At 74.6% G+C, this 12542-nt stretch carries 9 protein-coding genes; 2 read left to right on the top strand and 7 right to left on the bottom strand.

Annotation, left to right across the window (positions count from 1 at the left end; genetic code table 11):
- Positions 1-49 precede the first annotated feature (49 nt).
- Together ftsX and ftsE are read right to left on the bottom strand one after the other, a co-directional pair.
- Entirely contained in the window at positions 50-961 is a 912-nt protein-coding gene (gene ftsX, locus ACIQIB_RS31360) for a permease-like cell division protein FtsX (protein ID WP_363611639.1), read from the bottom strand.
- 74 nt (positions 962-1035) lie between these two features.
- The gene (ftsE, locus tag ACIQIB_RS31355; protein WP_030394280.1) at positions 1036-1725 is read right to left on the bottom strand and encodes a cell division ATP-binding protein FtsE; all 690 of its coding nucleotides are present in this window, start codon (positions 1723-1725) and stop codon (positions 1036-1038) included.
- Between the two features lie 348 nt (positions 1726-2073).
- Between ftsE and ACIQIB_RS31350 the strand changes: the two genes are divergently transcribed.
- A complete protein-coding gene (locus ACIQIB_RS31350; RefSeq protein ID WP_363611637.1) occupies positions 2074-2268 on the top strand; it encodes a hypothetical protein in 195 nt (64 codons plus the stop codon).
- 69 nt (positions 2269-2337) lie between these two features.
- Here the strand turns inward: ACIQIB_RS31350 and prfB are convergent, their stop codons facing one another.
- The 3 genes from prfB to ACIQIB_RS31335 all read right to left on the bottom strand — a co-directional run bounded on the left by prfB (position 2338) and on the right by ACIQIB_RS31335 (position 6942).
- Positions 2338-3450, bottom strand: a complete 1113-nt coding sequence (prfB, locus tag ACIQIB_RS31345; RefSeq protein WP_363611635.1) for a peptide chain release factor 2 — start codon at positions 3448-3450, stop codon at positions 2338-2340.
- Between the two features lie 57 nt (positions 3451-3507).
- Entirely contained in the window at positions 3508-4767 is a 1260-nt protein-coding gene (locus ACIQIB_RS31340) for a serine/threonine-protein kinase (RefSeq protein ID WP_400658940.1), read from the bottom strand.
- Between the two features lie 252 nt (positions 4768-5019).
- The gene (locus ACIQIB_RS31335; protein ID WP_400762136.1) at positions 5020-6942 is read right to left on the bottom strand and encodes a protein kinase; all 1923 of its coding nucleotides are present in this window, start codon (positions 6940-6942) and stop codon (positions 5020-5022) included.
- Positions 6943-7452: 510 nt separating this feature from the next.
- On the opposite strand from ACIQIB_RS31335, the gene ACIQIB_RS31330 reads away from it, so the two are divergent.
- Positions 7453-10287: an FtsK/SpoIIIE domain-containing protein gene (locus ACIQIB_RS31330; RefSeq protein ID WP_400762134.1), complete on the top strand. Its 2835-nt coding sequence runs from the start codon at positions 7453-7455 to the stop codon at positions 10285-10287.
- Between the two features lie 52 nt (positions 10288-10339).
- On the opposite strand, the gene ACIQIB_RS31325 is transcribed toward ACIQIB_RS31330, so the two are convergent.
- Positions 10340-11401, bottom strand: coding sequence for a CU044_5270 family protein (locus ACIQIB_RS31325; protein ID WP_400762133.1), 1062 nt, complete (start codon positions 11399-11401; stop codon positions 10340-10342).
- Positions 11398-12015: an RNA polymerase sigma factor gene (locus ACIQIB_RS31320; RefSeq protein ID WP_400658983.1), complete on the bottom strand. Its 618-nt coding sequence runs from the start codon at positions 12013-12015 to the stop codon at positions 11398-11400. The genes ACIQIB_RS31325 and ACIQIB_RS31320 overlap by 4 nt, the downstream gene beginning before the upstream one ends.
- Between the last annotated feature and the right edge of the window lie 527 nt (positions 12016-12542).

The following is a 12542-nucleotide window of genomic DNA, read 5'->3' as shown; positions in this document are numbered from 1 at the left end:
GGCGCGGTGCCGTCCGGGGCCGCCGGGAGGCCGGCCGGTGGGAGCCGGGTCAGACCTTCAGGTACTTGCGCAGCGTGAAGAACGCCGCGATACCGGCCATGCCCATACCGACCACGACCAGCAGCGGTATCACCGCCAGCACCGAGCTCAGGCCGATGAAGTGGATGAACTGCACCCGGTCGGCCAGCCAGCTGTGGACGAAGAAGTGCCCGCCGAGCAGCAGTCCGGAGGCCATCACGGCGCCGAGCAGGGCGGCGAACGCGGCCTCGGCGATGAACGGCATCTGGACGTAGAAGTTCGAGGCACCGACCAGGCGCATGATGCCGGTCTCACGCCTGCGGCTGAACGCCGACACCCGGACGGTGTTGACGATCAGCAACAGGGCGACGAAGAGCATCAGCACCATGATGACGAAGGCCGCCGTCTGGAGGCCGTTGAGCAGCCCGAAGAGGTTCTCCAGGATCTTCCGCTGGTCCTCGACCGACTTGACGCCGGGCTTGCCGGCGAAGGCGCTCTGGATGACGTCGTACTTGGTCGGGTCCTTGAGCTTCACCCGCCAGGACTGCGGGATGGCCTCCGGGCCGAGGACGGAGATGAGCGGGTTGTCCGGGTTCATCTCCTTCCAGTGCTTGTACGCCTCCGCGGAGTTCTCGAAGGTCGCCGACTGGACCACCGAATCCATCTTGTCCAGCTGGGTCTTGATGTCGGCGACCTGCTGGTCGGTGGCCGCGCCCTTGTCGCACTGCGGCGAGTTGCGGGCGTCCGACTTGGTACAGAAGTAGATGCTCACCTCGACCTTGTCGTACCAGTACCCCTTCATGGAGTTCACCTGGTCACGGACCAGGAGCGAGGCACCGGCGAGGGCGAGGGAGAGCGCGACACTGACGACGACCGCGATGGTCATCGTCAGGTTGCGGCGGAGACCCACACCGATCTCCGACAGGACGAACTGGGCGCGCATGCGTGTAACAACTCCAGGGTCGGGACCGGTCTGGCAGCGTGGGCCGGCGGCCTACGGAAATCAGTGCTGGTGAATCAGTGCTGGTATCCGTAGACGCCGCGGGCCTGGTCGCGGACCAGCAGCCCCTTGTCGAGCTCGATGACGCGCTTGCGCATCTGGTCGACGATGGCCTGGTCGTGGGTGGCCATCAGCACCGTGGTGCCGGTGCGGTTGATCCGGTCGAGCAGCTTCATGATGCCGACCGAGTTCTGCGGGTCGAGGTTACCGGTGGGCTCGTCCGCGATCAGCAGCATCGGGCGGTTCACGAACGCCCGGGCGATGGCCACACGCTGCTGCTCGCCACCGGAGAGCTCGCCCGGCATGCGGTCCTCCTTGCCGCCGAGGCCGACCAGGTCCAGCACCTCGGGCACCACCTTGCCGATGGCGCTCTTGGGCTTGCCGATCACCTCGAGCGCGAAGGCCACGTTCTGCGCGACCGTCTTGTTCGGCAGCAGGCGGAAGTCCTGGAAGACGGTGCCCAGCTGGCGGCGCATGTGCGGCACCTTCCAGTTGGACAGCTTGCCCAGGTCCTTGCCCAGCACGTGCACCTCACCGGTGCTGGGGCGCTCCTCGCGCAGGCACAGGCGCAGGAAGGTGGACTTGCCCGAGCCGGACGAGCCGACCAGGAAGACGAACTCGCCCTTCTCGATCTCCAGCGAGACGTTGTCCAGGGCGGGACGATTCTGCTTGGGATAGGTCTTGGAGACGTTGTCGAATCTGATCACGGCTGCATCACGGAGGCCATCCTAGGCGGCGCCAGTCCTCGGTCGGTCCACCCCGGGCGCCCGGCCCTGGGGCGGCGGAAGGAGCGGAAGAGGCCGCTCCCGGCTTGGGACCATACGCGAAGCGGCACCCGGCTCGCAGGACCGGCCGGTGACAGCTGGCGAAAGTTGGGGGACAATGTCCGCTTATGCCCCGAAAATTGCGAGGCATCTCACAGCCCGGGGGCCGGAACCCGCAGAACCTGGCAGAGTGGAGAGAGCGGCCCGGGTCGGCCGCTCCCCCGCACAGGGCAACCAGAGGAACCAAAGCCCCGTCCGGTGCGTTGGCTGTAGCAGCGAGGAGGAGATCGCATGACCTGCGACCATCTGGTGTGCGCCAACTGCAACGGCCGCGTGAGCGAGGGCCGCTGCCCGGTGTGCCGCGCCAACCGGGCCCGCCTGCAGGAGCAGCAGGGTCCGTTCGCCGCGCTCTCCCCCGCCCTGCTGCTGGCCCTGCTGGCCGGACTGCTCGCGGTGGCGCTGATCGCCCGGCAGGCACTGGCCTGATTCCCGGCTCCCGAACGTCACGAAGAAGGCCCCGACGGAGAACCGTCGGGGCCTTCTTCGTGTCACCGCTTACTGCGCGGCGGTCTCCCGCTGCTTGCGCCACCGGATGCCGGCCTCGATGAAGCCGTCGATGTCGCCGTCCAGCACGCCCTGCGGGTTGCCGACCTCGTACTCGGTGCGGACGTCCTTCACCATCTGGTACGGGTGCAGCACGTAGGAGCGCATCTGGTTGCCCCAGGAACTGCCGCTGTCCTTGAGCGCGTCCATCGCGGCCCGCTCCTCCTGGCGGCGCCGCTCCAGCAGCTTGGCCTGGAGGACGTTCATCGCGGACGCCTTGTTCTGGATCTGCGAGCGCTCGTTCTGGCAGGAGACCACCACACCGGTCGGGATGTGCGTGATGCGCACCGCCGAGTCGGTGGTGTTGACGCCCTGGCCACCCGGGCCGGAGGCGCGGTAGACATCGATGCGCAGCTCGGACTCGTCGATGTCGACGTGGTCGGACTGCTCGACGACGGGGAGCACCTCGACCCCGGCGAAGGAGGTCTGCCGGCGGCCCTGGTTGTCGAACGGCGAGATGCGGACCAGGCGGTGGGTGCCCTGCTCGACCGAGAGGGTGCCGTAGGCGTACGGCGCCTTGACGGTGAAGGTCGCGGACTTGATGCCGGCCTCCTCCGCGTACGAGGTGTCGTACACCTCGGTGGGGTAGTTGTGCCGCTCGGCCCAGCGCAGGTACATGCGCATCAGCTGCTCGGCGAAGTCGGCGGCGTCCACGCCACCGGCCTCGGCCCGGATGTTGATCAGCGCCTCACGGGCGTCGTACTCGCCGGACAGGAGGGTGCGGACCTCCAGTTCCTCGACCGCCTTCTTGACGGCCGTGAGCTCGTTCTCGGCCTCCACGCGGGTGTCCGCGTCGTCCTCGGCCTCGGCGAGCTCGAACAGGACGCCGAGGTCCTCGACCCGGCTGCGCAGGCTCTGCACCCGGCGCAGTTCGCCCTGGAGGAAGGAGAGCCGGCTGGTCACCTTCTGCGCGTTCGCGACGTCGTCCCACAGGTCGGGGGCGGCTGCCTCCTCCTCCAGACGCGCGATGTCGGCCCGGATCTTGTCCAGGTCGAGGACGGCCTCGATCGACCCCATGGTCGTCTCGAGGTTCTTGAGCTCTTCGGAAGGATCGACGGCTGCCACGCACCCAGGGTAATGGTTCCGGGGGGGCATCCGGCGACACCGGGGGCCTTCGGCCCTTTACGGGGCCCTCGGTGCGCTGGTGACGGCGCCCGGGCGGGGCGGGTTCCCGGCGTCCGGGACGTCCGCCGCGAAGGCCGTCCAGGCCGCGGCGGCGCCCGCCAGGAGCAGGACCACGGCCAGCAGGACGGCCAGCACCCGGCGGCGGCGCAGCAGCGCCTGGCGGTCCCGTCGGTGGCCGGTGCCCGGGGCGGTGCGCTGGGCGCGGGACTCGGCCGCGTAGGAGGCCAGCTCGTGGGCGGAGGGGCGGCGCAGGCTGGTGTGGGTGTCGCGGGTGGAGTCGGGGGCGGCGCCGGGCACCAGCGGGACGGCCGGGCCGCGGCGGCGCTTGTGGGTGCCCGGGGCGGCGTCCACCTCGGCGTACACGGCCTCGCCGGGGGTCAGCGGCTCCTCGGCCGGGGTGCGGCCCTGCGCGGGCACGGCCAGCACCGGCAGGCCGGTGAGCGCGGGCAGCTGCTCGCGCAGCCGCTCGGCCAGCTCGGCGGCGCGCAGCCGGGAGGCCGGGGCCTTGGCCAGGCACTCGGCGATGATCCGCCAGAGGCCGTCCGGCAGACCGGGCACCGGCGGCACCTGCTCGGTGACGTGCCGGCGCAGCACCGCGCCGGTGTGGCCGCCGCCGAACGGTGTGAAGCCGGCCAGCAGCTCGTACAGCACGGTGGCGAGGGCGTAGATGTCGACGGCGGCACGCGGCTCCAGGCCCTCGATGATCTCCGGGGCGAGGTAGTCGGGGGTGCCGATGATCCGGGTGGCGCGGGTCCGGCGCGGGGCGTCGACCAGGCGGGCCACGCCGAAGTCGGTGAGCTTGGCGCGCGGGGCGCCGCCGGGGCCGGGGGCGGCGGCGAGGTCGAGCAGGACGTTCTCGGGCTTGACGTCGCGGTGGACGATGCCGGCCGCGTGCGCGGCGGCCAGGCCGTCGGCCACGTCGGCGATGATCGAGACGGCGGTCTGCGGGGCGAGCGCGCCGTCGCGCTCCAGCCGGGAGCGCAGGTCGGTGCCCTGGACGAGTTCCATGACGAGGGCGAGGTCGCTGCCGTCGACGACCATGTCGCGCACGCCGACCACCCGGGGGTGGTCGAGGCTGGTCAGCGCGGCGCGTTCCTGGACGAAGCGGCCGACCAGTATCTGGTCGGCGGCCAGGTCCTCGCGCAGCAGCTTGACCGCGACCGGGCCGTCCGGCCCCTCGCCGAGCCAGACCGTCCCGGCCGAGCCCCGGCCGATCACCTGGTGGACGGTGTACCGGCTGCCGATCTTGCGTGCCAATGCTGCTCCGTGGGCGGCGGGAGCGCGCCGGGGGTCCGGTGCGCTCGGTGGGGCGGGACAACAGCGACCAACCTACGCGCCCGAACACCCTTCCCGGGTCGCCTGAGGGCGCCGGACAGGCAGCGGCGGGCGAGAAATCTTGTGAATTGTCGACAAAGCGTCAATGTTGCCGCCGGGGCGGGGTGTTCGACCGGGCGGCCGGGCCCGGCGCGGTCCCGCGGCCGCGTCCGGCGCCCCGGCGCCCGTCCCCGGTCAGTTCTTCGAACTGCCGACCAGGTTGCCCACCCAGTCGCTCGCGCCGCTGAACCAGTCCTGGACGTTGGTCCAGTACTGCGGCAGCGGCGTGAAGTTCCACAGCGCCACCGCCGCGACGGCCAGCACCAGCAGCACCATCAGGCAGCCCTTGAAGCAGCCGAGGCCCGGGATGTACATCCGGTTGCGGCTGCGCGGACGCGGCTCGCGGGCGGGCGCGGGCTCCCGGCGGGCCGGCTCGCGCGGCGGCGCCTCCCGGTGCTGCGGGGGCTCACGGTGCTGCGGGGGCTCACGGTGCTGGGGCGCCGGCGGCTCGGCCCGGCGCGGGACGGCCGGCGGGGCCGGCTGCGGGTAGCCGCCCTGCGGGCCGGCCGGGGGCTGCCCGGGGCGGCCCTGCCCCTGGCCGTACCCCTGCGGGGCCTGCTGGTGGCCGTGCGGGGGCTGGTTGTAGCCACCGGGCGGCTGCGGACGGCCGCCACCGGGCGCCTGGTACGGCGGCGGGGCCACCGGCGGGCGCTGGGCGTAGCCGGGCGGCGGCGGCGGGCCCTGGCGGCGCGGGTCCTGCCCGTAGCCGGGCGGGGGCGGCTGCTGCTGGTAGCCCTGCGGACGGCCGGGCCCGCCGGCCTGGTACGGCGGCGGGGCCACCGGCGGGGCCTCGAACTCCGCCGGGTCGAAGTAACCGACCTCGGTCTGCTGGTTGCGGTCGCGCGCGGCGCGCAGCTGGGTCTGCCACGGGTGCGGCGCCTCGGGCTGCGGCGGGCCGGGCGGGACCGGCGGACCGGCGGTCGGCGGCATCACCTGGGTGCGGTCCGCGGCGCCGTACGGGGCGGCGGGCGGCAGCTGGGTGCCCATGAGGCGGGTCGCGGCCGCCGGGTCGTACTGCTGGCCGGGCGGGCCGGCCGTCAGCACCTGGGTCCGGTCCTCGGCGCCGGGCAGGCCGGCCATCGGACCGCCGGGGCCGGTGGGACCGCCGAGGCCTCCGGGGGCCGCCGTCGGCACCGCGGCCGGCTGCGGGTCCGGCAGCAGCAGCGCGCCGACCGCGAGCGCGGCGTCCACCGCGGCCGGGGAGGCGTGCACGCCGACGCCCGCCGCGACCACCCGCAGCGCGCGGGCCAGCGAGACCGCGCCCGGCCGCTGCGCCGGGTCCTTGCGCAGACAGCGCTCGATCACCGTCCAGAGCGGCTCGGGCAGGTTGGCCGGGCGCTGCGGCTCCTGGGCGAGGTGCGCCTGGAGGACCGCCAGCGGGCCGTCGCCCTGGAACGGCTGCCGGCCGGTGACCAGCTCGTACAGCATGATCCCGGCGCCGTAGACGTCCACCGCGGAGGTCTGCGGACGGCCCTCGGCGGACTCCGGCGCGACGTACGCCGGCGTGCCGACGAACTCGTGGGTGCGGGTGATGCCCGGGGAGTCGGCGAGCCGGGCGATGCCGAAGTCGGTCAGCATCGGGTGCATCTGCTCGGTGCCGTCCACGACCGTGGAGGCGAGCAGCACGTTGGCGGGCTTGAGGTCGCGGTGGACCACGCCGTCGGCGTGGCTGGCCGCCAGCGCGTCGGCCACCTGGGCCATCAGCAGGGCGCCGGCGATCGGGCTGAACGGGCCGTTGCCGCGCAGGTAGCGGGCCAGGTCGGGGCCGTCGATCAGGTCCATCACCAGGGCCAGCAGCTCGCCCTCGACGACCAGGTCGCGGACCTTGACGATATTGGGGTGGGTCAGCCGCAGCAGCAGCGAGCGCTCGCGCAGGAAGCGCATCACCACGTCCGGGTCGGCCGCCAGCTCCTCGCGCAGCACCTTGATCGCCACCGACTGCCCGGGCTCACTGCCGGGCACCGCGACATCCGCGCGCACCCGGCCCCGCCAGACGGTGCCGGTGGCCCCCCGTCCGAGGGTCTCCTCAAGCAGATACTTGCTGCCGACTGGCCGCACCTGTCGCACTCCTCGCCGTGCCGCCCGCGCGGGGCGCTCCTCCGCCGGTGCGGTGAGCCTGCCGGGCCCGTGTCCGGGCCACTCTAACGGTGTCCGTTCACGTTTCTGAGGCGACCGGCGAGGGCATCCGGGCGGCCCTGGGTGTCATCCCCTAGGGGATGACACCGGGTGCCCCTCAGGCCTCCTCCCCGCGGTACGGACGGGCCTCGCCGAGGCCTTCCCCCGGGTACTCGCCGGGGTTCCTCCCCGGGTACCCGCCGGGGTTCCTCCCGAGGTCGGGGCGGACGGCCGCCCCCGGGGCGGTTGACCTGACCCTCCGTCGCCTCCACCATGGCGATGATCGCAAGATCGTCAAATCCGGTACCGTGCGCGGACTGTCCGTGACGGATGGCAGGATGACACTCGCCACTCTTGTGGCCCAAGGGTCGTCGCGACTGCCCCGGCAGCCTCCGCGGTGGCACGAGGCAGCGGTACCAAGCGTCACACCAGCAGAAGGGACCCGCGGGCGAGATGCAGATCCGGCTGACCGTCCTCCGACCGCGCAGCGGCCCGGCCGCCGCCGGCTCCGCCATCCCCTACGTGGACGTGCTGGTCACCGCGCCCGTCGGCACCGCGCTCGGCTCGCTCGCGGGCGCCCTCGCGGGCGCCGTGGGCGTGCGCGGCCCACGGGCCGCCACCCATGTGCACCTGTACGCCGGGGCGCACCGGGTCGACGAGCACACCCTGCTCGGCCACCCCCCGCTGCTCGACGGCGCCGTCCTCAGTCTCAACGAGCCCGACCCGACCGCCGACGACCCCGACGACGGGCCCGCCGCCGCCGAACTGCGGGTCGTCGGCGGCCCCGACGCCGGCGGCGTGCACCGCCTGCACGGCCGGGAGATCCGGGTCGGCCGCTCCGGCGAGGCCGACGTCCCGCTCGACGACCCGGACGTCTCCCGGCTGCACCTCGCCCTGCACCTCACCGCCGACGGCCGGGTCACCGTCCGCGACCTCGGCTCCACCAACGGCACCGCCCTGGACGGCCGGCTCGTGCCGCCCGGCCCGCCCGAGGAGGCCGTCCCGCTCGACGGCGGCGCCCTGCTGCGGATCGGCGAGTCCACCCTCCAGATCACCGTGCCGGATCTCGGGGACGCCTCAGGGGCGCCCGCCCGCGCGGCGCTCCCCGACGGCCACGGCCACCTCCAGCTCGCCGCGCCCGCCCCGGTCAGGCACGCCCCGCCCGTGTTCGAACAGCCCGCCGCCCCGGAGCCCGCCGCCGGCCGCACCAGGGGCCTGCTCTCGCTGCGCCTCGGCCGCACCGTCGAACCGCCCGGCCAGGAGAGCGCCGAGCGCCACCACGCCGCCGTCCGCGTCCGGCAGGCCGCCGCCCAGCGCGAACGCTGGCCCGACCTCGCCACCGTGCTGCTCAACGCGCTCGGCCCCGGCCCCCGGCTCTGGGAGCGCGGCCCCGGCCACCCCGACGCGCTCACCCTGCGCCTGGGCACCGCCGACCGGCCCGGCGGGGCGGGCACCTCGCCCGGCACCATGCTGCCCGCCGTCCCCGTCACCCTCGACCTCCAGACCGCCGGCAGCCTCGGCCTCAGCGGCCCGCGCGAGCGCCTCGACGCCCTCACCAGGGCCGTCGTCGCCCAGCTCGCCGCGCTGCACCCGCCCACCGGCCTCAGCCTGGTCGTGGTCGACGCCGACCCCGCCCGGCCCGCGCAGGACCGCGTCGACACCTGGGCCTGGGCCCTCTGGCTGCCCCACCTGCGCCCCGCCGACGGCCAGGACTGCCGGCTGCTGCTCGGCCTCGACGACGACCAGGCCACCGCCCGCCTCACCGAACTCACCGCCCGCCTCACCGGCCCGACCGGCCTCGGCGGACACCCCGCCACCGTGGTCGTGGTCGACGGCCGCCCGGCCACCGCGGCCGCCCGCCAGGCGCTCGACCTGCTGCTGCGCCAGGGCCCCGCCGTCGGCATCTTCCCGATCTGCCTCGCCGAGCAGCCCGAGCTGCTGCCGCGCGGCCTCGGCGCCACCGCCCTGATCACCGGCGAGGTCGGCACCCAGCTCTCCATCGACCGGCCGGTCGCCCGCGGCCGCGAGACCCTGCACGAGGTCTCGCTGGACGCCGTCTCCGACGCCTGGGCCGAGCGGCTGGCCCGGGTCCTCGCCCCGCTGCGCGAGGCCGTGCCCGCCGCCCGCGGGCCACTGCCCGACGCGCTGCGCCTGCTCGACCTGCTCCAGCTCGACACCGTCACCCCCGCCAAGCTCTCCGCCCGCTGGGACGCCCACGCCGGAGGCATCGGCGCGGCCGTCGCACTGCTCGGCACCACCCGTGACGAGCTCTGCACCCTCGACCTCGCCGACCCCGAGCTCACCCTCCCCTCCCCCGACCCGGGCGGCCCGCACCTGCTCATCGGCGGCGCCCGGGGCAGCGGCAAGACGGAACTGCTGCGGACCCTGGTCGCCTCGCTGGCGGTCTCCGAGCGGCCCGAGCGGCTCACCGTGACGATCGTCGAGGGCCGGGCGGCCGAGGGCGACGGCGGTCTGGACGGCTGCACCGAACTGCCGCACGTCACCGGCCGGGTCAACGCCGCCGACGAACCCCGGCAGGCACTGCTCACCGCGGAGGCCCTGCAGGACGAACTGGCGCTGCGCGAGCGGCTCTTCGACGGGCTGGACTTCGCCTCCTGGCAGGCGGCCCGCATTCTCGACGGGGAGCAGGGCCTGGACGCGGACCGGCCCGAGGTGCCGGTGCCCGCCGCGGTCGGAGCGGGCGGACACCCCAGCGCCCCCAGGGTCGTCCAGCCGCGCAGCGGCGACACCCCCCGGCCGGCCGCCGCCCCGGCCGGACCGGCCCCCGCCCGGCTGGTCGTGGTGGTGGACGACTACGACGCCCTGCTCGCCCCCACCTCACCCGCCGGCCGCCCGCTCGCCCGCGCCCTGGCCGCCATCGCCCGGCGCGGCGGCCCGCTCGGCATCCACCTCGCCGTCACCACCGGCCGCCCCGAGGAGAGCGCCGGCACCGAGGTCGACGAGGCCGCCCTGCTCCGGATCGCCCTGCGCACGGACGACCCCGCCGACTCCGACCTGCTCATCCATCTCGGCGACGCCGCCGCCCTCGGCGAGGACACCCCCGGCCGCGGCTACCTCCGGCTGCCCGACGGCGGCGTCACCGCCTTCCAGACCGCCCGGATCAGCGGCCGGATCCCCCGCACCGCGACCCTGCGCCCCACCGTCGTCGCCATCGACCCGCTCCAGCTCGGCGCCCCGCCGGCCCGCCGCCCGGTCCGCGAACTGGGCAACGGCCCGACCGACCTCGCCCTGCTGGCCAGCGCCCTCCAGCGGGCGGCCGGGCGCTGAAACGGCTGTGGGGCCCGCTTCCACCGGGCCCCACAGCGCTCTGCCGGGCCCGCTACGGCCGGTCGCCCACCTGGTCGACCACCGCCCGGCCGAGGATCGTTGTCTGTCCGGTGACCTCCCCCTTCCTCCAGGAGCCGTCGTCCTTGACCGCCACCGTGCGCTCACCAAGGAACTCGAAGCTGCTCCGGTCGAAGATCCACTGCGTCTCGACCACCCCCCCGGAGTCCAGCCGAGCGACCGCGACACCCTGCCGACCGACCGCGTCGGTCACCTCGTCCACCACGGTGACCCCGGGGATCCGCGCGGCGGCCCGGTAGAGGGCCGCCCGCACCGGCGACGGCACCAGCTGCTCGCGCAGGATGTCACCGATGGTGGCGAAGGCCTCCTGGTCCGGGCCCGGCCCCTGCCCCTTGGTGTCCGCCTTGAGCTTCGCCAGCAGCTGGTCCGGGTCGGTCGGCAGCGCGGCGGCGTAGGCGTAGCCGCTCGGTCCGGTGTTGCCTGGCGTCGGCTCCAGCCAGCCACCGCCCAGCGGGTGCGGCGCGGGCTCGTCCGGCCGCGCGTGCGGGTCCTTCAGGTCCTGCCCGGTGGGCCGCCGCTGGCCGTCCATGACCAGCAGGCCCCAGCGGCTGCCGTCGACGGAGCGCCAGATCTCCCGGTTCTGCGGCGTGCCCTTCGTCGCCTCGCCGGTCGCCTCGTCGATCGAGGGGTACGTCTGGACGCTCTTCACATAGACGAACTGGTCCCCTCTCGGGGTGGTGTCCTGCGCCCGGTCCGCCGCGTCCGCCGCCTGGTTCAGCAGCCGTACCGCCGCGACCGGCGCCGCGTTCAGCGGGGCGGACCCGGCCGACGGCCGGGCCTGCGGTGCCTGCGGTGCCTGCGATCGGTCCGGTCCACTGGCGGAGCCCCCGCCGGTCAGCACCAGCGCCAGCGCCAGGCCGCCCGCCAGGGCGGGCACGGCCACCCGGCCGGGCCGGCCGCGCCGAACGCGGACCGGTTGTTCCCGCAGCTCGCTCATCAGATGTCCCCTCAACAGCCGGTGGCGGTCGGCGGAGAGCTCGGGCCGCGCGGGCGGCGGCAGCAGCCGGACCAGCTCGACGCGTTCGTCCTCGTTCATCGGTTCGTCTCCCGTATCGACCGGGCCACGTCAGCGCGGCCACCCGGTACCTGTCCGCCACCCGCATCGGGTTCCCGCCCACCGCACAGTTCCTCGTCCGCCAGCGCGCGCAGCCTGACGCGGGCGCGCGAGAGCCGCGAACGCACCGTGCCGACCGGCACCCCCAGCGCCTCCGCGGCGCTCACGTAGTCCAGCCCCGCCCAGACGCAGAGCGTGAAGACGTCCCGCTCCGCCTTCCGGAGCCTGCGCAGCGCCCGCTTCGCCGCCGCGAGCTGCGCGCCGTCGTCGAGTCGGCCCACCAACTCGTCGGCGAAGTCCGGCACCACCTCCCGGGCCGGCATCCGCGCCAACGCCTCACGGTGCCGCCGGGCCGCCCGGGCGGTGTTGCGCAGCACGTTCGCCGTGATCCCGAACAGCCAGGGCCGGACCGGGCCGCCTTCCTCGCGCAGGGTGCCGCGCAGCCGCCACGCTTCCAGGAACGTCAACTGGACGACGTCCTCGGCCACCGCCCAGTCCCCCGACACCCGCACCGCGTACCGGTACAGGTCCCCCGCCGCCTCGTCGAACACCTCCCTGAAAGCCCACTGGTCCCCACTTCGCAACCGACCCCGCAGTGACAGCTCCACACTCCCACCTGTCCGCACCGGCCCGGGGGTTCCCGAAGGCACGGTGCCAGACAGAAACGGTTCTGCCCCGGCCGAGGCCGGGGCAGAACCGCTTTCCCGCTCGGCCGCTCAGGAGCAGTACGCGCTCCGGTTGACCAGCGCCACGGACAGTACGGTTCCCGCCATGCGCCTGGTGCGCGTCTTCCCCAAGGTGATCTTCCCCCCTCTTTCCGCAGGCCACCGTACCGAACCCGGGCGGCCGGCCTCCACCGGGTTCACGCATACGAACGGGCCTTGCCGACAAGGCGTCAGTGCGCTGAACCACTGCCCGACCCACCCTCGTTCGGCCGCCCAAAGCGCGCCCCCGGCCACCGCCGGCCGGGGGCGCGCGAAACGAAGCCGTGGCGCGTCAGCAGCCTCCGGGCAACTCCCCGGCACGGCCCCCGCGGCCAACGCCGACCAGGCGTCGGCGGTGAAGGGTTCGGTCTCCTCCGCCCGATACGCCCGAGGGCGGAGCCGCGGTGGTCACCACGGCC

Source organism: Kitasatospora sp. NPDC092286, from assembly GCF_044755565.1.
Lineage (GTDB): Bacteria > Actinomycetota > Actinomycetes > Streptomycetales > Streptomycetaceae > Kitasatospora.
The sequence above is the reverse complement of the archived record's forward strand: the minus strand, read 5'-3'. Positions and strand labels throughout refer to the sequence as shown.

Coding starts and splice junctions, on each gene's coding strand:
- ftsX (WP_363611639.1), bottom strand. CDS start 961: ATGCGCGCCCAGTTCGTCCTGTCGGAGATCGGTGTGGGTCTCCGCCGC.
- ACIQIB_RS31350 (WP_363611637.1), top strand. CDS start 2,074: ATGACCTGCGACCATCTGGTGTGCGCCAACTGCAACGGCCGCGTGAGC.
- ACIQIB_RS31330 (WP_400762134.1), top strand. CDS start 7,453: ATGCAGATCCGGCTGACCGTCCTCCGACCGCGCAGCGGCCCGGCCGCC.
- ACIQIB_RS31325 (WP_400762133.1), bottom strand. CDS start 11,401: ATGAACGAGGACGAACGCGTCGAGCTGGTCCGGCTGCTGCCGCCGCCC.